The organism is Nakamurella alba (assembly GCF_009707545.1).
GTDB classification, from domain to species: Bacteria; Actinomycetota; Actinomycetes; order Mycobacteriales; family Nakamurellaceae; genus Nakamurella; species Nakamurella alba.
This window is the reverse complement of sequence record NZ_WLYK01000001.1, coordinates 1,804,079-1,827,566: the sequence shown is the minus strand read 5'-3', so window position 1 is coordinate 1,827,566 and position 23,488 is coordinate 1,804,079. Positions and strand designations below refer to the sequence as shown.

The following is a 23,488-nucleotide window of genomic DNA, read 5'->3' as shown; positions in this document are numbered from 1 at the left end:
ATGACTACCACAGGTCGGTCCTCAACGTTCCAGCGGCTGGTGCTCTTCGAGGTACTGCTGCACGCTCTCACGCAGGTAGAAGCCACTCGGGCCAACGTCAGATTCCGGCCAGTAGGCATCGCTGGCCACGGCCTGTCCGGAGTGGACAAGCTCTGCGATCATTTCGGTGGGAACGGGATCGTTCGGGTGAGCCAGCAGGTGAGCCCTGGTGGCCGACGAGAGATCCTTCAGCCACAGGAACAGCTCGATGGAGTCCTTCGTGGCGTGCCAGTACTCGCCGTCCTCCTCGACCTGCGACGTGCCGGTAAACGCGTACGCCTGGCTGTCCAGTTCGAAGGTCTCACCGGGCGCCGGCGCGGCAGCTTCGAACGAGCGGTCCATCAGTAGGCCCTCCGACGTGCCTCGGTGCGGGCCGTCCACGAGCATGATCCGAATCGTCATAGAACAACCATCGCACGCCGTGTCACGTGGCTGGCAGCACGATGCTTCTCTTGCTGGACCAGAGGAGCAGCGGCTGGAGGATGGCTTGGAAGGCGCGGCCCGGGCAGATCAATCTTTCCCATAGTCTGTCGCCGACCAGGAAGGCATCCAGTTCGGTCAGCAGAACCCGATCGTAGGAGTCCACAGCGGGCGTGCGTCGGTAGGTTCTGTCTTCAGAAGCCTAGGACTGCTGATCACGGGTCGAGGTGTCGCCTCGACCCGTGATCAGCAAGGTCTAGAGGAGGGGGCGCTGAACATGCTCATCGGGTCGATGTCTCACCGTCTCGGGATCCTGGCTGAGCGGCTCAGTGCATCGCCCATGCGCACGGAATCGCAACCAACGACCTGTTCAGCGATGGAACCCACTGCACTGGCAGCGATCAGCGCAGTAGTGGCCGGCATCGAGTCCCTCGGACGCAGCGGACCGCTCTGTCCACCAAGTCGTTCTCGAACTTTCACGACGCTGCCATCAGACAGACAGCTTGCCAAGCAGACCGTCAAGGGGACTCATGACGATCCAGTGCGCACTGGACCCTAGAGATGTCACCACGGACCTCCCGATGCGGTTGAATGGTCTGATGACCGAGCTAACTCCAGATGCCCTCATGAAGGTGGTGTCGGACCGGTATCTACAGTCGGGCGACTTCAACGGACTCCACCTGCACACAAATGTCCAGACCTCCGTGGTGGACGTTGCGAAGGGCCTGGTGGCCGACGGCAAACTCCAAGTGATGGTGGCGGAAGTCGACTATCCGAACCCACACATCCGGCCGTGGCCCTCACGGCGGACGATCGAGTCACAGCTCGAGTCACTCGATGAGTTGGCGAAGCCTGGCTATGGCGTGGTGCTGTACCCGACTCCGCTCGCCATGAGGGGTGTGCGTGTTCCGGCGCGCTTGAAGGGGAGTCCGTTCGGCGCGGCGATGGCGAAGGGTCGGGGCAGTCTAGAGCTCGCCTATTTCAGTTTCGATGTACTTGAGCCCTATCGAAACGACCCGCGTTACCACTTTCGCTACTGGGACTTCGGTGTTGACATGAGTATCGGCGACGCGGCCTACATAGACGAAGCCGAGCCCGAGCGCGATAAGGTTTCATTGAGTCATGTTGGGTTCGCCTACGACCTTTCGGGCTACGATCGCGGCGATAGAATGACGCCGATTATCCGCCGAGTCGCAGCATTCTACGGTGATCTCGCCAAACTCACGCCTGAGCACCAGCAACGCTGGCAGTCGTATCAGGTGAACGACACGGACCTAGAGCCGCACCCTGCATGGTGGATGACCCAAATGGGCCACTGGGCGGATGGCATTGGGCCGTTCGACCACCTCTTCGTCGAGCTTGAAAACCTCAACTCTCTTTGGACGGGAGCCTTTGGCGTATCACTCTTCAATCTCACCGATCGACCACAGGAATTCGGATGGATTCTCCGTCCGTCGCAGCGTGAATGGGATGAATTCATCGTACAGCTCGACAAGATTCTATCAGACAACATTCGCCATGACGGCCTGGACGCAGCGGGAGTACCCCGCAAGGACAAAAATGATCAGAGCCTAGGCACACTCACGCGCCTCGCTGTCTTCCTCGAGGGCAGAGGCATTGCCCCGGCGGTGGCGAAGGACATACTGCAACCGCTGCGTGAAGTACGCCAGGCCCGGCAGAAGCCTGCCCATACGTTGCGCACGAACATCACGGATAGAACGTTTGTGCATCGCCAGATTGCGCTTCTCGAGGACCTTAACGATGTACTTATGGAACTTGCACGGTGGATGGCCACGCATCCAAAGAATCGAACATGGAAGGCCGAACTTGATCCCGGCGCGTATTACCGCATGTAGAGATTTTGATGCGGAAAGTCGGATCTGCCAAGTAGGAAAATGACATCTCCGATGCCTTCAGTCACCGTTCCCTGAGCATCTCGCTTGCGCCTAGTGGTCGGGCAAGAGTAGCCAGATGAAAGCACGGCGCTCCTGATGAGTCTGCGCTCGGAGCCACTCTTATGGTCACCGGCCGAAAAGTCAGCTTCGTGGAAATTCCTGCTGACCCGACGGTGCCGGCGCCTAAAGGCAAACTCCATCGCGTCAGGATCATTCCATCGAAAACCCACCCAATGTGTTGCTGCCGCCCTACCTACCCTCATGGAGTCTAAGAAGTGAAACGTCAAGTGCCTACGAGGTCCACTGCAGTGGAGCGTGATCTGCAGACCGTACATCGATTCGCCAAGGCGCTGCTATCTCAGCATGGTTTGCATGGATGGTCCGTCTTCTGGGCGCACTCCATCGAATCCACCGATCTTGGCGGCGTCACTCTCGCTCATATCGATCGAATAGTCTTCAGCGCAACTCACATGGCTATGATGACTCCCGCCGAGCGCCGCGGCGCGGTTCGTCACGAAGTGGCGCATGCGATCGCAGGAGTTGCTGCAGAACACTCCGATGGCTGGAAAGAAGTGGTTGTTGGGCTAGGCGGCAGCGCCGAAGACTCGAAGCTCGTGAACCCCCTACTCTACCCCTGGTTTGGATTGTGTCCCGACGATCACGGGTTCGTCTCCGTTCGTCCACCCGGCCCTAATGGCTTCCTATGCGAAGACGAGAGCCACGACGCACCGGTTCCTCTAAAAGTGTGGAGACGAAATCCAAAATCTCGCGCTTTTGACCCCGGCGTAGCAAGAATTACAGATTCTTACCCTGAGCCCAAGTCGATACCCACTTTTGAAGTGGGTGCTCGCGTAAAGGTGATTCCGTTCGGCTCTGTCAAGTACGACAACGTCTCTTTGACGATCACCGGCATTACTGAACGTGATTACCTGGCTCGGCATGATCAAACTGACGAAACGATCGTCATCCACTTCGACGGAGTGACGAACGCGGAAGATCCGGCGTAGAATCGAAGGCCAATCTGGCGGATGCAAACAGTGTGCGCAGATTGTTGGTCGGATTTGGCTATTCATCCCTAACTTCGTCTAGAAGTCCCGCAGCCGGAGAGTTTTCAATCCCGAACTCTTGCGAGGAGCAGGCCGAGAAATTTCCGATTCGTCATGCCGATCAGCCTTACGACCAGGTCAATATGGGACGACTGTCGCTTGGCGGTCGTTAAGGAAGCGTGGAATCTATCGATTGCGCAATCGATTGCGCTCAAGTGCCTGACCGTCTATCGTTGTACGGGAGGAGGCTGAATATGGCGCCAAACCTCACGGTGCACCAAAGAATCCCCACGGTCGGCCCCAGTCGATTATTCGATGCTGGCAACCCAGTGGGATTCCATCTGGGTGCTGACTAGCTTAGAGGGTCTGTTGACATTCCTATTCGTCGAAATCCAACAGGGTCGCTTCAATTTTCCCAGCTCCAGTCGGAGGGTCAGGCAGTCGTACCCGTTCTACGAGTTTCTTACAAGCGTTCACGAGCATGACAACATTTTGGCAGATTGTGCCACCCTGCCCCTCGGGAGTGGAACGCCTGCTGTCCTCGATGGTTTGCAATAGATGACATCATCGGACACATCGCTCCGTGTGTCCGCTATGCGGAAAGAATGCGCGCAGTGGACTACGTAGCCGTCATGTAGGTGCGGGCCGCACCGCACTGTAACCCCACCTGCGCCAGTTGGTAAAGGCAGGCAGCGGCTCGACCTTGAGATTCCGACCTTGCAGATCCATCGAGAAACGATAGATACTCATCGCGAATCGATGGGAGGCAGGTCATGGCCAGGTGGGTGGTGAACGCGCTGCGCGCGGTGCTCGCAGTGATGTTCCTCGGCACGGTCGGTATGCAGGTGGGCATGCTCTGGCTGCTGATCAGCGGGAACGATCCTGAGGACGGGACACTCCCGCTGACCGCGTTCCGCATCTGCGCGATCGTCGGGTTGCTCGCGGTCCAGGTGGCTCTCGTCTGCGTGTGGCGGCTGGTGTCGATGGTCCGCCGCGGGACGGTCTTCTCCCCCGCGGCGTTCCGGTTCGTCGACGGAGTGATCGGCGCGGTGGTGGCGGTCGCGATCGTCTGGTTTGTGGTCACGGCGATCAATGCTCCCGGTCAGCGGGAGGACCCCGGCGTCACGCTGATCATGGCCGGGATCGGTGTGGCCGTCCTGGGTGTCGCGCTCGTGATCTACGTCCTGCGGCTGCTGCTGGCCCAGGCCGTCGCCCGTGATGCCGAGGCGAGCCGGATGCAGGCCGAGTTGGACGAGGTCATCTGATGCCGATCGCCGTCGACATCGACGTGATGCTGGCGAAACGGAAGATGCCGGTCGGCGAACTGGCCGAACGAGTGGGAATCACGCCGGCCAACCTGGCGGTGCTGAAGAACGGGCGCGCGAAGGCCGTCCGGTTCGCCACGCTGGCCGCGCTCTGCGAGGCCCTCGACTGCCAGCCGGGCGACATCCTGCACTGGGAGTCCGATCCGGAGTAGACAGCCTGGATCAACGCCCGCTCCGGCTCCCCCGCACCAGCCCGCCCGCGGTCGCCACCGCCACGGCCTCGAGTTTCGAACGCACACCCAGCTTCTCGAGCAGGTGGGCGACGTGGTTGCGGACGGTATTGATGCTCAGACCGAGAGCTGCGGCGATCTCCTTGTTGGCCCGGCCCTCGCAGACCAGCTCCAGCACCTCCAGCTCCCGCGGGGTCAGCAGATCGGTGCCCTCCGCCGCAGGCCCGGCGCCCGCAGCGAGGTCGGTGCGGATCGGCGACTCGCCCCGGGCGACGGCGGCCACCGCTGCCAGCACGTCGGTCATCCCGCGGGACTTGGTGACGAACCCGTCGCAGCCGGCACCGACGGCGCTCATCAGGGTCTGCGGGTCGGCCTGCGAGGTCAGCATCAGCACCCGCACCCCCGGCGCGACGGACCGCAACCGGCCGACCACCCCGGAGCCGGAACCGTCCGGCAGGTGCTGGTCCAGCACCACCACGTCCGGCCGATGGGTGCCGACCTGCTCCACAGCCTCGGCCAGCGAGAAGGTCACCGCGCACACCTCGTAGCCGGCGGTCCCCAGCGCGTGGGCGAACAGCTCGGCGAACACCCGGTGGTCGTCGACCACCACCACCCGCACCACAGCCGCCGGTGTTACCGTCGGTCGCACCGGCGGCGACGGGGCCGTCGCCCCCGGGACCGGAGGGTCCCCGGGCAGCGTCCTGGAGTGGACCATGCAGCAGCTCCCTCTCGACGAGGACGTGGCCGCCGATCACCCCTGCCGGGTGGTGCCCGCCGACCAGGTCGCACAGCTCCGTGCCACCGATCCCGATACTGCCATCGTGGCGCTGGTCCGGTCGATCGATCCGGATGCAGCCGTTCGCGCGCGGCTGGCCGGGGCCGATGTGGTGCTGCCGTATGACGAGCAGCCGTCGGAGGTCACTCTGCGCACGGCCCGCCGGGCCGCCCGCACCCTCCGCCACCACGAGGTCGAGGCCCGGCGCAGCCGGGAGTTCGCGCTGCACGATCTGCGCACCGGGGTGCAGTCCACGGTCATGCTGGCCGACCTGATCCAGAACGAGCCGGGCGCCACCGACCGCGCGGTCCGGCTGCTCCGCGCGCTGGCGGATCGCAATGCCGACTCGATCGCCGACCTCGCACGGTCCGAGACCCTGGTCGCCGCAGGGGGTCCGGTGATCGCCGAGGTCGCCGAAGAGGGACCGGAGTTCCCGGCTCTCGCCCAGGCGGAGATCCTGGAGGGCATCGCGCGCCGTGTCCCGCTGAGCCAGAGCCTGCAGGGCGTGGTCGCGGCGATGGAGGCACAGCTGCCCGGATCGATCTGCTCGATCCTGCTCAGCGGACCCGACCCCACCACTCTGGTGCATGGCGCCGGACCGCACCTGCCGGAGCCGTTCCGCCGGTACATCGACGGCGTGCAGATCGGTCCTGCGGTCGGTTCGTGCGGCTCGGCGGCGTACCTGAAGATCCCGATCGTCGCCGCCGACATCGCCACCGACCCGCGCTGGACCGCCTTCCGGGACATGGCGATGCAGCACGGGCTCAGGTCCTGCTGGTCCACGCCGATCCTGGACGCCGACCGGCACGAGGTGCTGGGCACCTTCGCCGTCTACCACGACCGTCCCTGGGAGCCGGATGCCTCCGACGTCGAACTGGTCGGCCGGTTCACCCACACCGCCGCGATCGCGATCGGCACCCATGCCCTGTTCTCCCGGCTGGCGGAGAGCGAGTCACGGTTCCGCAGTGCCTTCGAGGGTGCGGAGGTCGGGATGGCCCTGGTCTCCCCGGAGGGTGACCTGCTCCAGGCGAATCCGGCGCTGAGCCGGATGCTCGGCGGCGCGGCAACCGGTGACAGGTTGCCTGACAATGTGCACCCGGACGATCTCGACGACTTCACGAGCGCCCTGCGCAGGTGCGCCGCGGACGGCACGCCGGTCCGGCTCCCGGAGGTGCGGTGGGTCGGCGACAGCTGGGCGCAGCCGCTCTGGACCACCCTCGGCGTCTCCCTGGTCACCGGACCGGACGGCGACGCCAGATACCTGGTGGTGGAGCTGTTCGACCTCACCGAACGCCGCCGTGTCGCCCAGGCCCGTCGTGAGCAGGCGGTGGCCGAGGCGGCGAACCAGGCGAAGACCGAGCAGCTGGCGCTGGTCAGCCACGAGCTCCGCACCCCGTTGACCGCGGTGATCGGTTTCGCCCAGGCCATGCAGATGGTGCAACTGGACCCGGAACGCCGGGAGGGCGCAATCGAGCGCATCCTCACCGCCGGGCGGCACCTGCTGCAGGTGATCAACGACCTGTCCGACCTCACCGGGGCGGAGACCGGTCGACTGCTCCCGGACCGCCGGCCGTTCGATCCCGCCGACACCATCAGGGAGACAGTGGATCTGATGGCCGAGCTGGCCGTCCAGGGCGGTATCAGCCTGACGGCGGAACTGCCCGCGCGCCCGGTCCGGGTCAGTGGCGACCCGCGACGGCTGCGTCAGGTGTTGATCAACCTGGTCGGCAACGCGGTGAAGTTCACCCAGGAGGGCGGGTCGGTGGTGGTCTCCTGGGACGGTGCGGCGCTCCGGGTCAGCGATGACGGGCCGGGCATCCCTGACGCCGAGATCCCGCTGCTGTTCACACCTTTCCACCGGTCCGGCACCCGCAAAGGTGAGGGAACCGGGCTCGGCCTCGCGCTGTCCGAGCGGCTCACCCGGGCGATGGGCGGCCGGCTGCGCCGGGTTCCCGGGTCCGTCGGCACCACTTTCGAGGTGCGGATGCCGGCAGTCGGATCAGTGGCCCGGTCGGCCACCGACCGGTCGACCACCGACCGGGCCACCACCGACCGATCGACCACGGACCGGACCACCACTGACCGGCCGACTGAGGACCGGCCGACTTCGGCCGGCACCGGCGATCATCCCCGCGCGCCGAGACGCTCGACGACCTCGACCAGTTCCGGGATGTCGAACGGCTTGGCCAGCGCCACGTCCGCCCCGGTCACCGCGACCACCCCGGCCGCGTCCACCTGACCGGTCAGCACCACGACGACAACGCCTGCGAGCACGGGATCCTCGCGCAGCCGGCGAACCAGTTCCCGACCGTCGACGTCGCCGGGCAACCGCAGATCGGTGATCACCCCGTCCGGTCGCCGCTCCCGGGCCGATCGCAGCGCCGCGGTCCCGTCGGTTGCCGCCCGCACCGAATGTCCCCGCGACGAGAGCACCAGTTCCAGCAGCTCCCGGGCAATCGGATCGTCCTCGACCACGAGCAGTTCCACGGCGTGAGGGTAGCCGCATGGTGCGAACGCACCATGCGGGATCGCGCCGAATCTGGTCCCCCTGCACCTTCCACGATGACGATCATCGGCCTAGCGTCGGTTGTGACCCGCAACACAACGGGACTCCACTGACGAACGGAGAAACATCGTGGGACGCGTGGAGGGCAAAGTCGCCCTCATCACCGGAGGCGCACGGGGACTCGGCGAGGCCATGAGCAGGCTGTTCGCGAAGGAGGGGGCGACCGTCGTCCTGACCGACGTACTGGACAGCGACGGCGAGACCGTCGCCGCCGAGATCGTCGCCGCGGGCGGCAGGGCGAGCTACCACAACCAGGACGTCACCTCCGAGTCGCGCTGGCGCGAGGTGACCGATGCGGTCATCGCCGAGCACGGCCGGATCGACATCGTGGTCAACAACGCCGGCATCGTGCACGACGCCACGGTCGAGGACACGACCCTGGACGCCTGGCGCCGGGTGAACTCGATCAACAGCGAGGCGGTGTTCCTCGGCACCCGCGAGGCGATCCGCGTGATGAAGGGCCAGGATCCGACAGGTGGTTCCATCGTCAACATCTCGTCGGTGGCGGGCCTGGTCGGCGTGAACAACCTGGCCGCCTACAACGCCTCCAAGGGTGCGGTGCGACTGTTCACCAAGTCCGCCGCGCTGCACGTCGCCAAGGACGGCATCCGGGTCAACTCGGTCCATCCCGGCTACACCTGGACGCCGATGGTGCAGTTCCTCGGCGACAACACCGGCAACCGGGATGCGTTCTACGACGCCCTGTGCGCCATCCACCCGCTCGGCCGCCCCGGCGATCCGATGGACATCGCCTACGGCGTGCTGTATCTCGCCTCCGACGAGGCGTCCTGGTCCACCGGTTCCGAGCTCGTCATCGACGGCGGGTACACCGCGGGCTGATCCCCGGCGTTCCCGCCCCGCTCCCCGATCACCGGTCGGGGGTGGCCGATCCGGCCACCTCCGACCGGCCTCCAGCGACACCGCCACCACGGCGCCGCACCGGCGGGGACAACGATGACGAGGTACCGACGCGGAGGAACAGATGACCCGAGATCCCTGTCCGGAGTGGCGATGACACCCGGCGAGCTCACCCTGTACGGGCTGTTCGGCCCGTCCCTGGACCGGTTCGGCGACCGCCCGGCGATCACCGCCAACGGCGCGACCCTGAGCTACCGGCAGCTGGTCGGGCAGGCCGACCAGTTGGCCGCCTTCCTGCACGACAACGGTGTCGGCCCAGGTGTTCCGGTGGCGTTGATGATGACCAACTGCGCCGAGTACGTGGTGGCCGATCATGCGGTGGTGCGTCTCGGCGCGGCGAAGGTCCCGCTCAACGACATGCTGGGCGCCAAGGACGCGGCCTACATCCTGCGGGACAGCGGCGCCGTCGTCGCGATCGCCACCCCGTCCCAGCTCGGGAACGCGCTCACCGGGCTGCAGGACCCGGACACCCCGCTGCATCTCGTCGTCGTGGTGGGCGAGCAGCCCGGGGACACCGGAGGCACAGTGTCCTGGGCCGACGCCGTCGGTGACGGCACCCGGCCGCGCCCGGACGTGACCGTCGCGCCCGGCGACATCGGCATGATCGTCTACACCGGCGGCACCACCGGGAACCCCAAGGGCGTCGTGCACTGCCAGAGCGGTTTGGCCCTGGACGTTCTCGCCCACACCATCGAGATCGGCTTCGGTGACGACGAGGTGCTGCTGCTGACCTCGGCGCTGCCCCACTCCGCCGGGTTCCACCTGCAGGCGGGCATGCTCAAGGGCGCGCACGCGTTCGTCGAAGCCGGCTTCTCACCGGAGCTGGTGCTCCAGCGCATCGAGCAGGACCGGGCGACCTTCCTGTTCATGGTGCCGACGATGATCTACCGGCTGCTGGATCACACCGCGGCGGTCGCACGGACCCGCACACCGGACCTGTCCTCGTTGCGCACGATCCTCTACGGCGCGGCGCCGATCACCCAGGACCGGCTGATCCAGGGACTGGAGACGTTCGGGCCGGTCTTCATGCAGCTGTACGGGCAGACCGAGGCGCCGAACTTCATCACCCGGCTGACCCGGCAGGACCACGACCCGGCCGATCCGGAACGACTCACCAGCTGTGGCCGGCCCACGGCCCTGACCCGGGTGCGCATCGTCGACGACGATGGCGACGAATGCCCGGTCGGCGAGGTGGGCGAGGTGACCGCGCTGACCCCGTACACCATGCTGCGCTACCACGGCCTGCCGGAGAAGACCGCCGAGACGTTGCGCGACGGTTGGCTGCACACCGGTGATCTCGGGCGGGTGGACGCCGACGGCTACCTGTACCTGGTCGACCGGAAGAACGACATGATCATCTCCGGCGGCTTCAACGTCTACCCCAGCGAGGTGGAGACCGTCATCGCCGCGATGGACGGGGTGGCCCAGGTCGCCGTGGTCGGCATGCCGCACCCCGACTGGGGCGAGGCGGTGGTCGCGTTCGTGGTCGGGACCCCCGGTGTCGCACCGGATCCCGACGCGGTGATCGCGCACTGCCGCACCCAGCTCAACCGCTACAAGGTCCCGAAGGAGGTGCGGATCGTGGAGCAGCTCCCGCTCACCGTGCTCGGCAAGCTCGACCGCAAGGTGCTCCGTGCCGCCGGCCCACCGTGACCCACCCGGCGGTGTCGGTCACCGCCCTCGGCACAGCAGCACAGCGGCATCGCAGTACTGATGCAACAGTCCCACCCCCGCAACGGCGAGGAGGCCGTCCGTCATGAAGCTCGCTCTCTACCTGCCCAACTTCCGGGACAAGGTCACGGTCAAGGAACTCGAGGACCTGACCGCCCTGGCCGAGGACCTCGACTTCGACTCCGTGTGGACCCTGGATCGGATCGTCGTCCCCGAGGTGTCCGACGAGGGCAATCTGCAGTACCCGTTCGGGATGATGCAGGAGTTCCCCAAGCAGCTGCCGGTCAGCGCGAGAGGTGAGTTCCTGCAGGGCATGCCACTCATCCCGTGGTTGGCGGCGAAGACGTCGAAGGTGCGCATCGGGATGAGCATCATCGACACCCCGTTCCGCTCCCCGGGTGTGCTGGCCGCGGAACTGGCCACCACCGACCATCTCTCGGGTGGCCGGTTGAACGTCGGTGTGGGATCGGGCTGGATGCCGGAGGAGTTCGCCGCGGCCAGCGCCGCGCACATCTTCCCGAAGCGGCACAAGCACGTCCGCGAGACGATCGAGATCATGCAGGGCATCTGGTCCAATGATCTGTTCGAGTACCACGGCGAGTTCGCCGATTTCGAGCGCTGCGGCTTCGGTGCCAAGCCGCTGCAGAAGCCCGGGCCGCCGATCTACTTCAGCGGCCTGAAGGACCCGAAGCGGTCGGCGATGCGGATCGCCAAGTACGACCTGTCGGGCTGGATCGGCATCCAGGACTCCCCGGACGACATGGCGATGTGGCGCAGCTCCATCCAGCGGGAGTTGGAGGAGCTGGGCAGTGGCAAGTCGGTGGACGACCTCGACATGTGCAGCATGATCTGGTTCGTCATCACCGATGTCGACCTGGACCAGACGCCCGCCGGCAAGGGTTCGAACCTGCTGGCCGGCAGCGCGCGGCAGATCACCGACATGCTCAAGCGGTACAAGGAGGCAGGGATGACGATGCCGCTCCTCTGGCCGCCGTTCGCGGACGTCCCGGTCGCCAAGACACTCGACGACCTGAAGCGCCTCAAGGAGGAGATCATGCCGGAGGTCGAGGCGGCCTGACCTGGGTCACGGAGTCGGCCGGGCACCGCCGTCGGACGGGGGACGGCGGTCAGGCGGACAGATCGGCGGCGGCGCGGGCGAAAGCGGCCCGCGCCGCCGCGATCACCGGGGCGTCCGCACTGCCCCGCCGCACGGCGGTGACGATCTTCCGGTGCGGCCGTGGACGACCGGACAGTGGCACCCGGACCACGGGATGACCACCGGGCAACGGCACCAACCGCGGCAGCAGCGAGCAACCGAGCCCGGCGCCGATCATCGCCGCCCCGGTGTTCCATTCCGCGGCGTGGTGCGCCACTCGGGGTTCGAAGCCGGCCTCGACGCAGGCGGCCAGGAACAGCGAGTGGTAGGCGGTGCCCGGGCGGTCGACGATCCACCGCTGCCCGGCCAGCTCCGCGAAGCCCACCGATCTCCGGCCGGCCAGCGGGTGGTCCGCCGGCAGCATCACGTCGAGCACGTCGTCCAGCAGGTCGTGCTGCTCGAACCTCGGGTGATCGGTCGGCGGGATCCCCGGGGTGCGCACCACCACCGCGATGTCCGCCTCGTCGGTCAGCAGCATGTCGAAGCACTCCAGCGGCCCGGCCTCGACCAGGCTCACCCGGACCGCCGGGAGTGCCTGCGCGACCGCCACCGCAGCGGGCGGCAGCAGCGCGGCGGCGGCGCTGGAGAACCCGCACATCCGCAGGTGGCCGGTGGGTTCGTCCGCCGCTGCCAGGACGTCCGCCTGCACCCGCTCCCAGTGCTCGAAGAGTTCGTCGGTGTGCGCCACCAGCGATCTCCCGGCCGCGGTCAGCTTGAGCCGCCGCCCGTCCGGCACCAGCAGGACGACGCCGAGCTGCTCCGCCAACGACCGCAACTGGGCGGACACGGCCGACGGCGTGTACTGCAGGGCCGTGGCCGCGCCGGTCACCGTTCCGGTGTGGTCCACCATTCGCAACACCTGCAGCCGGCGATCGATCATGCGCTGCTGTCTACCAGATCGTGCAGCCCAGTTGCACGATCACATGCAGTTCCTTGCGCTGGTGGTGGATCGTTTGCGGCTCTACGGTGAGCACCGGCCGTCCTTCCGCCGGGGGCGTCCGGAGAGGAACGTCGTGGGACTCGCCGACTTCGACCCGCTGCTGCAGCCGTTCAAGATCAAGGATCTCGAGCTGCGCAACCGGGTGGTGAGCACCTCGCACGAACCGGCGTACGGCGATGCCGGGATGCCCGCCGATCGTTACCGCGCCTACCACGTCGAGAAGGCACGCGGCGGCGTCGGTCTCACCATGATCGGCGGTTCCGCCGTGGTGTCCCCGGACAGCCCGCCGGCCTTCGGCAACCTGCTGCTGCACCGGGACGAGATCGTCGGGCATCTGCGGCGACTGGCCGACGAGGTGCACGAGGCCGGTGCCGCGGTCATGTGCCAGGTCACCCACCTCGGCCGCCGGGGCAGCAACTACACCGCGGACTGGCTGCCGCTGGTCTACTCCTCCGCCCTGCGCGAGCCGGCCCATCGGTCGATGCCGAAGGTCGCCGAGAAGTGGGACCTGGACCGGATCACCGACGACTACGCGACCGCGGCGCTGCGCTGCCGCGAGGCGGGACTGGACGGGATCGAGCTCGAGGCCTACGGCCACCTGCTCGACGGGTTCCTCTCCCCCGCCACCAACTTCCGGGACGACGAGTTCGGCGGCGATCTCGAGCAGCGGATGGCGTTCCCGCGGCAGGTGATCACCGCGATCCGCAAGGCGGTCGGCCCGGAGTTCGTGGTGGGCATCCGGATGTCGCTGGACGAGGGCAACGACGGCGGACTCGGCTACGACGAGGCGATGACCGCGCTGCGCCGCTACGCCGACGACGGCATCGATTTCGTCAGCGTGATCAAGGGGACCATCGACCGGGATGCGACGCTGGCCAGGGTGATCCCGTCGATGGGCATGCCGAGCGCACCGTTCTTGGAGTTCGCCGGCCGGATCCGGTCGGAGATCGACATCCCGGTGATGCACGCCGCCCGGATCAGCGACGTGGCGACCGCCCGCTACGCGATCCGCGAGGGCCTGGTCGACCTGGTGGGGATGACCCGTCCGCAGATGGCCGACCCGCACCTGGTGGCCAAGGTGGCCCGGGGCGAGGAGGACCGGATCCGGCCGTGCGTCGGTGCCAACTACTGCCTGGACGCGATCTACCAGGCCGGTGACGCGAAGTGCATCCACAACCCGGCGACCGGCCGGGAACTGTCGATGCCGCAACTGGTCCCGCTGCGGACCGGGCGCCGGCGCTCCGCCGTGGTGATCGGCGCCGGACCGGCCGGACTGGAGGCGGCCCGGGTGCTGGGCGAGCGCGGTCACCGGGTGGTGCTGCTCGAGGCCGACGAGCAGCCCGGCGGGCAGGTGCGGTTGGCCGGTCGCGCCCATCGACGCCGGGACCTGCTCGGCATCGTCGACTGGCGGGTCTCCGAGGCCGCTCGGGCCGGGGTGGACCTGCGTTTCGGCGTGTACGCGGAGGCGGCGGAGGTGCTGGCCGAGGACCCGGACCTGGTCGTGGTGGCGACCGGTGGGATCCCGGACACCGACGTGGTTCCGGTCGGCGGCGACCTGGTCCGGGACAGCTGGGACGTCCTCGCCGGCACCCTGCGCGCGGCCGGCGACGTGCTGGTCTACGACGTGTCCGGCGCCGAACCGGGGATGGATGCCGCGGAGGTGCTGGCGCTGGGCGGTGCGCGGGTCGAGATCGTCACTCCGGAGAGGACTCTCGCGCCGGAGATCGGGTCGATGAACTCGCCGGCGTACCTGAGCGCCTTCGCCGACCACGACGTGCGGATCACCCTGGCGCGACGGCTGAGCGAGGTGCACCGGGCCCCGGGCGGGAAGCTGCGCGCGGTGCTCGGCAGCGACTACAGCGGGACCGCCGTGGAGCGGATCGTGGACCACGTGGTGGTGGAGAACGGCACCACACCGAACGCCGACCTCTACCACGAGCTGCTCCCGGGATCCTCGAACCTCGGCGAGGTCGACCACGGTGCCCTGCTCCGCATGGTCGCGCAGACCACGGTGCGCAACACCGACGGCCGCTACCAGCTGTTCCGCATCGGCGATGCGGTGACCAGCCGGAACATCCACGCGGCCATCTACGACGCCGGGAGACTCTGTCTGCCGCTGTGATCCCTGCCCGCTCCGCGGACGTTCCCTGCTCGGCGCCCGCACCATCTGCACCTGTGGCGCAGGTGCGAGATGTGGTCGTCGGACCTCCCCTTGTCCACAGGTGGCGGCGGCGCCCGTTCCGGAACGCCCTCGACTGTTAGCCTTTGTCGATCGTTTGACAATCAGCAGGTCACCGGAGGTGGGGCATGTCCGCAGCCGACAGCGGCACCGGCGGCCTGGATCCGGTGGCGTCGGTGTCCCGGCGGGACGGGGCGATCAGCACCATCCGGCGGGCGATCGTCCTCGGCACCTTGCAGCCCGGCGAGAAGCTGACCGAGAACGGGCTCGCCGCGTCGCTCAACGTCAGCCGACCGACCATGCGGGAGGCGGTCGCCCAGCTGGCCCAGGAGGGCCTGCTGGTCCAGGAGCCCTACCGGGGGTTGCGCGTCGCCGATCTCGATGTGAAGGCGGTCGCCGACACCGCCACGACCAGGGTCGCGCTGGACACCCTTGCGGTGCAGGAGATCCTGGACGATCCGACCGGCCGGCGGCTCGACCGGGTGCGGCAGGCCTGGAAGGCGTACGACCGGCTGCCGGTGGATGCGGACCCGGTGGCCGCGCACGAGGCGCACATCGCGTTCCACCGGGAGATCTGGGCGGCCTCGGAGAACTCGATGCTGATCCGGCTGTGGCCGGTGACCGAGGCGCACATCACCATCATGTTGGCCTACGACCAGGCGACCCGTGGCGATGCGCGGCGCGCGCACGACGTGCACCACGACATGGTGTCGGCGATCCTGGCCCGCGACGAGGCCCGGGTGGCCGATGCGTTGCGGATCCACACGCTGGGCAGCGCATCGGATCTCATCTCGATCCTGGAACGGCGGGCCGTGGCGGGTCAGCTGCCTGCCGGGGCCCAGAGGTCGCCGACGGTGTAGCCCGTCGGGAACAGGTCGGTCGGGTCGAGTTCCCAGGTGGACCGGCCGGTGACCCACCCTCGTCCGGTGATCGTCGGCAGCACCGCGGGGCGGTCGCCCACCGTGGTGGTTCCGGTCAGGCGGCCGGTGAACCGGCTGCCGATGATGCTGTGGTGGACGAACTCCTCGCCGACCGCGAGCCGGCCGCGGGCGTGCAGCGCGGCCATCCGGCCACAGGTCCCGGTGCCGCACGGGGAGCGGTCCAACGCCCCGGTCCAGGTCGACGGGTCGTCCCGGCGCAACGGCCCGTTGTCCAGCACCACGGTGTTGCGGTCGGGCACGCCCGGCGTGCGGTCACCGGTGTGCAGCATGACCAGATTGATCGTCCCTGCTCCCGGCGACTCCGGATGTGACACCGGGAACTGTTCCAGCGCCGCCAGTTTCAGCATCGCGCCGGCGCGGGCGAGCTGCCGCCCGTGATCGGGGTCGAGTGCCAGTCCGAGGTTCCGGACGTCGGTCTGCACGAAGAACTGCCCGCCGAAGACGACATCGACCGGCACGGTGCCGAACTCCGGCACCTCCAGCGGGAGATCGAGTCCGACGACGAACGCGGGCACGTTCACCACCGTCACCGACAGCACCTTCGCGCCGAGGGTCCGGGCGCGTGCCGTGACGGTGCCGACCGCCGTGTCGATCACCACGTCGGTCGTGGTGACGCCGTCGGCACCGACCGGGCCGGACGGTACCGGGACCAGGCCGCGCTCGAGCACGGCGGTCACGGTGCAGATCGTGTTGCTCCCGGACATCGGGGTGAAGCCGCCCTGTTCCACCACCACGATGCCGAAGTGCGACCCCGGACGGACCGGCGGCAGCAGCAGGACGGCACACAGCCCGGGGTAGCCCCGCGGCTCGTGCAGCATGAGCAGGCGCAGCGGGTCGAGGTGCTCCCGGCACCAGGCGAGCCGCTCCGCCATCGTGTCGCCCCGCACGAGATCCGCGACGGTGGTGAGGATCCGGCCCGGCTCACCCTCGGCGTGCACCTCGATCGCGTCGAAGGAGCGCCCGGCGAGGGCCACCTCCCCGGCGGTTGTACCTCCGGCCGTTGCGGTCGTGGCCCCGGCCGCCGTTCCGCCGACCGTCACGCCCCCACCACGGGCACGCCGGCGGCGGCGAGCAGTCCGGCCAGCCGGGTCCGCTGCGCTCCGTCGAGCGGCCGGACGGGCAGCCGTGGCGGACCGGCCGGGTGCCCGATGAGCTCCAACCCGGCCTTGATCCCGGCGACGTAGTTCACGGACTCCAGGAAGTCGCTGATCGCCCAGAGCGGCCGCCACAGCTCCCGTGCCCGGGCGAGATCGCCCTTCTCGGCCAGGGTCTCCCAGAGTTCCACTGCCAGGTCCGGCACCAGGCCTGCCGCGCCCCAGACCGACGCCTCCGCGCCGCTCGCGATCCCGATGAAGGTCAACGTGTCCCAGCCGTTGAACGCCTTGATGTCCGGCCCGCGAGAGGCAAGCAGGTCGGCCAGCGCGACCGCGTCACCGGAGGTGTCCTTCAGATAGTCCACCCGCTCGATCGCGCCGAGACCGGCCAGTTCCGCGGCGGTCAGTCGCACCCCGGTCGCGCCCGGCACGTTGTAGTAGACGATCGGCAGGGAGACGGCGGCCGACACCGCGGTGAGGAAGGCGGTGACCGCCGGCAGGTCGAGCGGGTCGTAGAACGGCGGCACGACCATCAGTGCGTCCGCACCGAGCGCCTCGAGATCGACGGCCAGCGCGACGGCGTCGGCGGTGGTCAGCGCACCGACCCCGGCCACCACCGGTACCCGGCCGGCAGCTGCCTGTACGTAGAGCTCGATCACCCGGCGGTACTCGACCGGGGTCAGCGCGGTGAACTCCCCGGTGGTGCCGGTCGGCACCAGGCCGTGGATGCCGGCGGCGACCAGCCGGTCCACCTGGGACCGGATCACCGGTTCGTCGACGGCGCTGCCGTCCGCGGTGAACGGGGTGGTCACGGCGGCCAGGATGCCTCTGAGGGCGGGAGCGGTCATGCGGGTTCCTTCCGGAGCCGGTTCGTCGGGGTGCGGCCGCCCCGCCGGAAGCGGGTCGGCGAGAACGGTTGCAGTTGCTCGGGTGTGATGTCGTGGAGGACCAGGTCGGCGAGGGCGAGCGCGGTGCCGGGAGCAAGGGTGACCCCGAGCATGCCGTGACCGCTGCTCACGAAGGCGTTGCCGGTGCCCGGCAGCCTGCCGATCACCGGCAGGCCGTCCGGGGTCATCGGCCGGCAGCCGGCCCGGGCCACCGGGGTTTCCGACGGCGGTGACCAGTCCCGGAAGTACCGACCGGGCGCCCGCAGGATCGCGTCGACCCGCACCTGGTTGACCCTCTCGTCGAGGCCACCGAACTCCATCGTCCCGGCCAGCCGCAGCCGGTCGTCCAACGGCGTCACCGCCACCTTCGAGTCGGAGAGGTTGACCGGCCCGCGCAGCCCGAACGGCGCCAGGTCGACGCTGTAGCCCTTGCCCGGGCGGATCGGCAGCGGGGCGCCGAACAGCCGGGACACCGGCCCGGTCCAGGCGCCGGCGGCCAGCACGAACCGGTCCGCGGGGAACCGCCGGTCGCCGCTGCGCACCGCGGTGATCCGGTGGCCGTCGCGCACGACGCCGTCGACCTTGGCGTGCTCGACGACCCGGGCACCCATGGTGGCCAGTCGACCGGCGAGCGCCCGGACCAACGCCTCCGGGTCGACGTGACGCTCCAGCGGGAACCGGATGCCGCCGCGGACCGCGTCGGACAGGTGCGGTTCGTACCCCCGGACGTCGTCGTCCATCAGCACCTGCGGATCCAGCCCGTACCGCCGCACCAGGTCCAGGTTGTCCAGGTGGTGGTGGAGGTTGGCCGGGTCGGTGAAGGCCATCAGCAGACCGGCGTTGTGCATCTCGAAGTCCATGCCGTCCGCGCGGTACTCGTCGAAGACCTCGACGGTGGCCTGCGCCAGCCGCAGGTGCCCCTCGAAGCCGGCCCGCTGGTCCCGGGCGTTGGAGTGCCGCCACATCCCGGTCATGAACCGCAGGAACGACGGGTGCAGCGAGGGCCGGATGTACAACGGGCTGTCGCGGTGCAGCATCCATTTCATCGACTGCAGCACCATGCCGGGACCGGGGACCGGGGTGGCCTCCGCCGGGACCACCCATCCTGCATTGACCTCGCTCGCACCTCGGCCGGCGGCACGAGCATCGAGCACGGTGACCTGCTCACCCTCCCGGGCGAGGTGGTAGGCGGTCGTCAGACCGATGACACCGCCGCCGACGACAACTATGTGCACTCGCGGGACCTCACGGATCTCCGGTCTTCGGCCGACCGGGAACGGACACAACGACGACGGCAACTGGACTACATCCGGCCGCGACCGACGCGTCCGGGCCAGACTGTCAGATTGTCAGACACTCGCCGCCGGGGCAAGTGCTGGCGCGCGGCGCGGTACACCACCAGTGCCCACCACCACCGAGCCGGGGCAGGTGCACACCACCACGGCCACCGGCCGATGTCCGCACTACTGCTGTCATGCCAGGAGCGCGCGCGACTGCGGCCATCGGTGTGACGGCGCCAGTCCAGCCCGCCGCGGCCCGGAATGCTGTGGCGTGAACGTTCCGCCGGAGCGACCGAGTCGGGCCCCTTTTCTTTCCCATCGCTGTGGAACAAGGGGAAGATCGGGGCGTCGGCGCAGTGGCGCAGTGCTGCCGACCGGTGACGGACCGTTGATCCCTTCTGCGTGAGGGGAGTGGAGATCCGATGACCCATGCTGCTCACGTGCTGGACGAGTTCCAGATCCTCGACACCCCGCCGGAGCCCGAGTTCGAGGCGCTGGTCGAGATGGTGGTCGCCTTGTTCGGCACATCGCACGCCGAGCTGAGCCTGGTCACCCCGGACCGGGTGTGGTTGAAGGCAGCGATCCCCCGGTCCGGGATCAGCCACGACAACTCGGAGACGCTCTGCGACAAGGTCGCGTCCGGCGGCCAGGCACTGGTGATCAGCGACGCCGAGGCCGACCCGTCGCTGGCCGGGCACCCGCGGGTCGGCGTTCCGGGTGGTGTGCGTTTCTATGCCGGTGTCCCGCTGATCACCTCGCGCGGGGAGGCGCTGGGCGCCCTGTGCGCCTGGGACGAGCAGCCCCGGGAGCCCACTGCGGAGCAGATGGACCGGCTCGGTCAGCTGGGGATGATGGCGGTGTCGCTGCTGGAGCTGCGCCGGAGCCGGCTGGCACTGCTGGACCGAGATGCCGTCCTCAACGCATCGACCGCCGTGCTCGACCTGATCGTCCGTGGCGTGGACCTGCTGACCATCCTGGACACCTTGGCGAAGGCTGTCGAGGCAGCCTTCCCGGCCACCCTGTGCTCGATCCAGATCCTCGACGGGGACCAGCTCCGGTTCGGTGCCGGCCCCCGTCTGCCCGCTGCCTACAACCAGGCGATCGACGGCATCCACGTCGGACCGGAGGTCGGTTCGTGCGGCACCGCCGTGCACCGCCGGGACACGGTGATCGTCACCGACATCGCCACCGACCCGCTCTGGTCCAAGTGGAAGGTCGTGGCCCTGGAACACGGCCTGGGCGCCTGCTGGTCCATCCCGATCATCAGCAGTGCCGGCATCGTGCTCGGCACGTTCGCCCAGTACTACCGGGACACCCGGGCCCCGACCGCCGAGGACCTCGTCCAGATGCGGCGCTGGGTCAACCTGGCCGAGGTGGCGATGACCCGGGCCGCCGACCTGGCGGCACTGCGGGACGCGGCGACCTACGACAACCTGACCGGCCTGATGAACCGGGCCGCCGTGCTCAACCTGTTGCAGCAGAGCATCGACCAGCGGGATCCGGGCATGGCGTTGCTGTTCGTCGATCTCGATCAGTTCAAGTTCATCAACGACACCTTCGGCCACGCGGTCGGCGACCAGTTCCTGGAGGCCGTCGCCGCGCGGTTGGTGGCGATCGCCGACCCTGCGGAGACGGTCGCCCGCTTCGGCGGCGACGAGTTCCTGGTGGTCTGTCCCGGGGTGGTGGACCGGGCCGAGGCCGACCGGCGCGGCCAGCGGATCGTCACGGCGTTGCGGCAGCCGATCACCCATGCCGGACGCACCATCTCGCTGTCCGTGAGTGTCGGCGTCGCGATGCACGCCCCGGGCTCGGACGGCCGGGCGGCGGATCTGGTGGGCGATGCCGATCTGGCCATGTACGCCGCGAAGCGGTCCGGCCGGAACTCGGTCGCCGCGTTCAGCGACGACCTCAGGGAGCAGGCCGCTGGGCGGCTGAGCATGGAGGGTGAGCTCGACAAGGCGCTCGAGAACGGCGATCTCACCTGTGACTACCAGCCGATCGTCGAGATCCGGACGGGGCGGGTGATCGCACTCGAAGCGCTGATGCGGTGGCGCACGCCGGGACGTCCGGAGGTACCGCCCGGCCGGTTCATCCCGACCGCCGAGGAGAGCGGTCAGATCTTCGCGCTGGGTGAGCTCGCGCTCCGGCGCGCCTGTACGCAGATGATGCTCTGGCGGTCGGCCGCGAGCCACTGGCGTGACGTCACGCTCTGGATCAACGTCTCGCCGCGGCAGTTGCGGGATCCGTCCTTCCCGGACCTGGTCGACTCCGTGCTGGTCGATACCGGTTTCCCCGCGAAGTCTCTCGGGCTGGAGGTGAGCGAGACCAGTTTCGTCTACGACTCGCCGGTGGCCAAGCAGTCGCTGAAGTACCTGCGCGGCAAGGGCATCAAGGTGGCGATCGACGACTTCGGCACCGGTTACTCGTCTCTGGCCCAGCTGCGCGAACTCCCGGTCGATGTGCTCAAGATCGACCGGCAGTTCGTCACCGATCTCGGCAGCCAGGACTCAGGCCCCGGGATCATCGAGGCGATCGTCGCCCTCGGCCGGGTGCTGAAACTCGAGGTCGTCGCCGAGGGCGTGGAGACCGAGGCCGAGCGGGAGCGGCTGCTGGCCACCGGCTGCACGGTCGGCCAGGGCTTCCTGTGGTCCCGTCCCGTCCGGCCGGAGAAGGCCAGGATCGAGACCGAGTTCCTGCGCCCCCGCGAGTTCGCCCAGTTCGCCCAGGTCTGATTCCGAACCGGCGGCACGGCAGACCGCCCGCCGGGCAACCGGACCCGGTCGCCGACCGTCAGCCGGCCGGCACCAGATCGACCGCCAGGATGCGGTCGTCGCCGTCCCGCGGGTCACCGCGACCGTCGGTGTTGCTGGTGGTGAACCACAGCGTGCCGTCGGGTGCTGCGGTGATGCCGCGCAGCCGGCCGTACTCCCCGGTGAACAGGTCGGTGCCGGCACCGGGGTCGGCCGCCTGTACCAACCGCAGCCGTTCGCCCTTGAGATTGGCCACGAACAAGGTGTCGCCGACCGCGGCCATCCCGCTCGGGCTGGCGTCGTCCGGGTTCCACTGCTGCACCGGATCGACGTACTGCGCGTCGCCGCCGATGCCCTCGACCACCGGCCAGCCGTAGTTGGCACCCGGTTCGATCCGGTTCAGCTCGTCCCAGGTGTCCTGGCCGAACTCGCTCGCCCACATCGTCCCGTCGGCGGTCCATGCCAGGCCCTGCACGTTGCGGTGGCCGAGCGAGTACACCGGCGAGCCGGGGAACGGGTTGTCGGCCGGGATCGTGCCGTCGGTGTTCAGCCGGAGGATCTTGCCGCCGAGATACGCGACGTCCTGGGCGGACTCGCGCTCCCCCGCGTCGCCCGTCCCCGCGTACAGCAGTCCGTCCGGTCCGATCGCGATCCGGCCGCCGTTGTGCGTGGACGCCGACGGCAGCCCGTCGATGACCGTCGTCGGATCCCCCATCGCGAACGAGCCCGGGTCGCCGGTGAGGTCGTACCGCTGGATGCGGTTGCCGTCGTCGCCGGTCGAGTACACGAACAGGCTGCGCCCCTCGGCGGCCAGGCCCAGCAGACCGCCCTCGCCGCCCTGGTCGATCCCCTGCACCACCCCGATCTCGCGGGCCGCGCCGTCGGTGCCGATCTCCACGATCCGTCCGGTGTTCCGCTCGCTCACCACCGGGGTGTCCGCCACGAACACCACCGACCACGGCGTGTCCAGCCCGGTCGCGATGTCCCGCGGGGTACCGGATGCGGTCACCTGCCCGGTGACTGCGGAGTCCGTCCCGGCCGTCGACGGTGCACTGCTCGTCGCCCCGTCGGTCGGGGCCGGTGAGCTGCCGGTCGACGGGCTGTCGGTCGCCGAGGTCACGGTCGAGGAGGTCCCGGGCGAAAAGGTGCGGATCGAAGAGGAACTGGTCACCGGGGGCGCCGTCGTCGCCGTGCTGCTCGCCGGCGCAGAACTGCCCGTCGGCCCGGCATCCGGCTCCGCCGACGAACACCCGGCGAGCACAGTGCCCAGGGCAGCGGCGGCGGTCAGCGAGCGCAAGCGGCGGATCACGGTGACTCCTGTCCGGCCCGCGCGGTCGCCGGCCTCCCCCTTCGATCATGCCCATCGATCCGTCGGGTCGTCGTCAGCCGACGTGGTGGAGAGTTCCAATGCTGTCCGGCGCCGTCCGCGCCGGCCG

At 68.6% G+C, this 23,488-nt stretch carries 19 protein-coding genes; 11 read left to right on the top strand and 8 right to left on the bottom strand.

What is annotated here, in order from left to right; all coding sequences use genetic code 11:
* Positions 1-21 precede the first annotated feature (21 nt).
* Positions 22-441: a hypothetical protein gene (locus tag GIS00_RS08220; protein ID WP_154767668.1), complete on the bottom strand. Its 420-nt coding sequence runs from the start codon at positions 439-441 to the stop codon at positions 22-24.
* Positions 442-1,058: 617 nt separating this feature from the next.
* Here GIS00_RS08220 and GIS00_RS08215 point away from each other — a divergent pair.
* From GIS00_RS08215 to GIS00_RS08200, 4 genes are all read left to right on the top strand, one after another.
* Positions 1,059-2,315 (top strand): hypothetical protein, encoded by a 1,257-nt coding sequence (locus tag GIS00_RS08215; RefSeq protein ID WP_230312930.1) that lies wholly within the window; start codon positions 1,059-1,061, stop codon positions 2,313-2,315.
* A gap of 347 nt (positions 2,316-2,662) precedes the next feature.
* Positions 2,663-3,361 carry a hypothetical protein gene (locus GIS00_RS08210; RefSeq protein ID WP_154767667.1) on the top strand — a complete coding sequence of 233 codons (699 nt, stop codon included), beginning with the start codon at positions 2,663-2,665 and terminating at the stop codon, positions 3,359-3,361.
* An 812-nt stretch (positions 3,362-4,173) separates the two neighbouring features.
* Positions 4,174-4,665, top strand: a complete 492-nt coding sequence (locus GIS00_RS08205) for a DUF2975 domain-containing protein (RefSeq protein ID WP_154767666.1) — start codon at positions 4,174-4,176, stop codon at positions 4,663-4,665.
* Positions 4,665-4,877, top strand: coding sequence for a helix-turn-helix domain-containing protein (locus tag GIS00_RS08200; RefSeq protein WP_154767665.1), 213 nt, complete (start codon positions 4,665-4,667; stop codon positions 4,875-4,877). The genes GIS00_RS08205 and GIS00_RS08200 overlap by 1 nt, the downstream gene beginning before the upstream one ends.
* A gap of 10 nt (positions 4,878-4,887) precedes the next feature.
* Here GIS00_RS08200 and GIS00_RS08195 read toward each other — a convergent pair whose 3' ends face one another.
* On the bottom strand, positions 4,888-5,610 hold the full coding sequence (locus tag GIS00_RS08195; protein ID WP_154767664.1) for a response regulator transcription factor: 723 nt from the start codon (positions 5,608-5,610) through the stop codon (positions 4,888-4,890).
* Between GIS00_RS08195 and GIS00_RS08190 the strand changes: the two genes are divergently transcribed.
* Positions 5,609-7,909, top strand: coding sequence for a GAF domain-containing sensor histidine kinase (locus GIS00_RS08190; protein ID WP_154767663.1), 2,301 nt, complete (start codon positions 5,609-5,611; stop codon positions 7,907-7,909). The two genes, GIS00_RS08195 and GIS00_RS08190, sit on opposite strands and share 2 nt — an antisense overlap.
* Here the strand turns inward: GIS00_RS08190 and GIS00_RS08185 are convergent.
* Positions 7,795-8,157 (bottom strand): response regulator transcription factor, encoded by a 363-nt coding sequence (locus GIS00_RS08185; protein WP_154767662.1) that lies wholly within the window; start codon positions 8,155-8,157, stop codon positions 7,795-7,797. The genes GIS00_RS08190 and GIS00_RS08185 overlap by 115 nt on opposite strands.
* Positions 8,158-8,305: 148 nt before the next feature.
* Here GIS00_RS08185 and GIS00_RS08180 point away from each other — a divergent pair, with 148 nt between their 5' ends.
* The 3 genes from GIS00_RS08180 to GIS00_RS08170 all read left to right on the top strand — a co-directional run bounded on the left by GIS00_RS08180 (position 8,306) and on the right by GIS00_RS08170 (position 11,903).
* A complete protein-coding gene (locus tag GIS00_RS08180; protein WP_322097690.1) occupies positions 8,306-9,076 on the top strand; it encodes a glucose 1-dehydrogenase in 771 nt (256 codons plus the stop codon).
* 171 nt (positions 9,077-9,247) lie between these two features.
* Positions 9,248-10,807: an AMP-binding protein gene (locus GIS00_RS08175; protein ID WP_154767661.1), complete on the top strand. Its 1,560-nt coding sequence runs from the start codon at positions 9,248-9,250 to the stop codon at positions 10,805-10,807.
* Positions 10,808-10,910: 103 nt separating this feature from the next.
* Positions 10,911-11,903 (top strand): LLM class flavin-dependent oxidoreductase, encoded by a 993-nt coding sequence (locus tag GIS00_RS08170; RefSeq protein ID WP_154767660.1) that lies wholly within the window; start codon positions 10,911-10,913, stop codon positions 11,901-11,903.
* Positions 11,904-11,952: 49 nt separating this feature from the next.
* Here the strand turns inward: GIS00_RS08170 and GIS00_RS08165 are convergent, their stop codons facing one another.
* Positions 11,953-12,861: a LysR family transcriptional regulator gene (locus tag GIS00_RS08165; RefSeq protein WP_154767659.1), complete on the bottom strand. Its 909-nt coding sequence runs from the start codon at positions 12,859-12,861 to the stop codon at positions 11,953-11,955.
* A 43-nt stretch (positions 12,862-12,904) separates the two neighbouring features.
* On the opposite strand from GIS00_RS08165, the gene GIS00_RS08160 reads away from it, so the two are divergent.
* Together GIS00_RS08160 and GIS00_RS08155 are read left to right on the top strand one after the other, a co-directional pair.
* Positions 12,905-15,043, top strand: a complete 2,139-nt coding sequence (locus tag GIS00_RS08160) for an NADH:flavin oxidoreductase (RefSeq protein ID WP_154767658.1) — start codon at positions 12,905-12,907, stop codon at positions 15,041-15,043.
* A 185-nt stretch (positions 15,044-15,228) separates the two neighbouring features.
* The gene (locus GIS00_RS08155) at positions 15,229-15,960 is read left to right on the top strand and encodes a GntR family transcriptional regulator (protein WP_154767657.1); all 732 of its coding nucleotides are present in this window, start codon (positions 15,229-15,231) and stop codon (positions 15,958-15,960) included.
* Here GIS00_RS08155 and GIS00_RS08150 read toward each other — a convergent pair.
* The 3 genes from GIS00_RS08150 to GIS00_RS08140 are packed head-to-tail and all read right to left on the bottom strand — an operon-like array spanning position 15,921 to position 19,257.
* Positions 15,921-17,081 (bottom strand): proline racemase family protein, encoded by a 1,161-nt coding sequence (locus tag GIS00_RS08150; RefSeq protein WP_322097689.1) that lies wholly within the window; start codon positions 17,079-17,081, stop codon positions 15,921-15,923. The two genes, GIS00_RS08155 and GIS00_RS08150, sit on opposite strands and share 40 nt — an antisense overlap.
* Positions 17,078-17,983 (bottom strand): dihydrodipicolinate synthase family protein, encoded by a 906-nt coding sequence (locus GIS00_RS08145; protein WP_154767656.1) that lies wholly within the window; start codon positions 17,981-17,983, stop codon positions 17,078-17,080. Before GIS00_RS08145 ends, GIS00_RS08150 begins: the two co-directional genes overlap by 4 nt.
* On the bottom strand, positions 17,980-19,257 hold the full coding sequence (locus GIS00_RS08140) for an NAD(P)/FAD-dependent oxidoreductase (protein WP_322097688.1): 1,278 nt from the start codon (positions 19,255-19,257) through the stop codon (positions 17,980-17,982). Before GIS00_RS08140 ends, GIS00_RS08145 begins: the two co-directional genes overlap by 4 nt.
* 467 nt (positions 19,258-19,724) lie before the next feature.
* Between GIS00_RS08140 and GIS00_RS08135 the strand changes: the two genes are divergently transcribed.
* A complete protein-coding gene (locus GIS00_RS08135) occupies positions 19,725-22,034 on the top strand; it encodes a putative bifunctional diguanylate cyclase/phosphodiesterase (RefSeq protein ID WP_154767655.1) in 2,310 nt (769 codons plus the stop codon).
* 58 nt (positions 22,035-22,092) lie between these two features.
* On the opposite strand, the gene GIS00_RS08130 is transcribed toward GIS00_RS08135, so the two are convergent.
* Positions 22,093-23,361, bottom strand: coding sequence for a PQQ-dependent sugar dehydrogenase (locus GIS00_RS08130; RefSeq protein WP_322097687.1), 1,269 nt, complete (start codon positions 23,359-23,361; stop codon positions 22,093-22,095).
* Positions 23,362-23,488 lie beyond the last annotated feature (127 nt).

Bases quoted from the DNA above. Each gene is read 5' to 3' on its own strand.
- GIS00_RS08220 (WP_154767668.1), bottom strand. From the start codon at position 441: ATGACGATTCGGATCATGCTCGTGGACGGCCCGCACCGAGGCACGTCG.
- GIS00_RS08215 (WP_230312930.1), top strand. From the start codon at position 1,059: ATGACCGAGCTAACTCCAGATGCCCTCATGAAGGTGGTGTCGGACCGG.
- GIS00_RS08205 (WP_154767666.1), top strand. From the start codon at position 4,174: ATGGCCAGGTGGGTGGTGAACGCGCTGCGCGCGGTGCTCGCAGTGATG.
- GIS00_RS08200 (WP_154767665.1), top strand. From the start codon at position 4,665: ATGCCGATCGCCGTCGACATCGACGTGATGCTGGCGAAACGGAAGATG.
- GIS00_RS08190 (WP_154767663.1), top strand. From the start codon at position 5,609: ATGCAGCAGCTCCCTCTCGACGAGGACGTGGCCGCCGATCACCCCTGC.
- GIS00_RS08195 (WP_154767664.1), bottom strand. From the start codon at position 5,610: ATGGTCCACTCCAGGACGCTGCCCGGGGACCCTCCGGTCCCGGGGGCG.
- GIS00_RS08175 (WP_154767661.1), top strand. From the start codon at position 9,248: ATGACACCCGGCGAGCTCACCCTGTACGGGCTGTTCGGCCCGTCCCTG.
- GIS00_RS08170 (WP_154767660.1), top strand. From the start codon at position 10,911: ATGAAGCTCGCTCTCTACCTGCCCAACTTCCGGGACAAGGTCACGGTC.
- GIS00_RS08165 (WP_154767659.1), bottom strand. From the start codon at position 12,861: ATGATCGATCGCCGGCTGCAGGTGTTGCGAATGGTGGACCACACCGGA.
- GIS00_RS08160 (WP_154767658.1), top strand. From the start codon at position 12,905: ATGCAGTTCCTTGCGCTGGTGGTGGATCGTTTGCGGCTCTACGGTGAG.
- GIS00_RS08155 (WP_154767657.1), top strand. From the start codon at position 15,229: ATGTCCGCAGCCGACAGCGGCACCGGCGGCCTGGATCCGGTGGCGTCG.
- GIS00_RS08145 (WP_154767656.1), bottom strand. From the start codon at position 17,983: ATGACCGCTCCCGCCCTCAGAGGCATCCTGGCCGCCGTGACCACCCCG.
- GIS00_RS08135 (WP_154767655.1), top strand. From the start codon at position 19,725: ATGACCCATGCTGCTCACGTGCTGGACGAGTTCCAGATCCTCGACACC.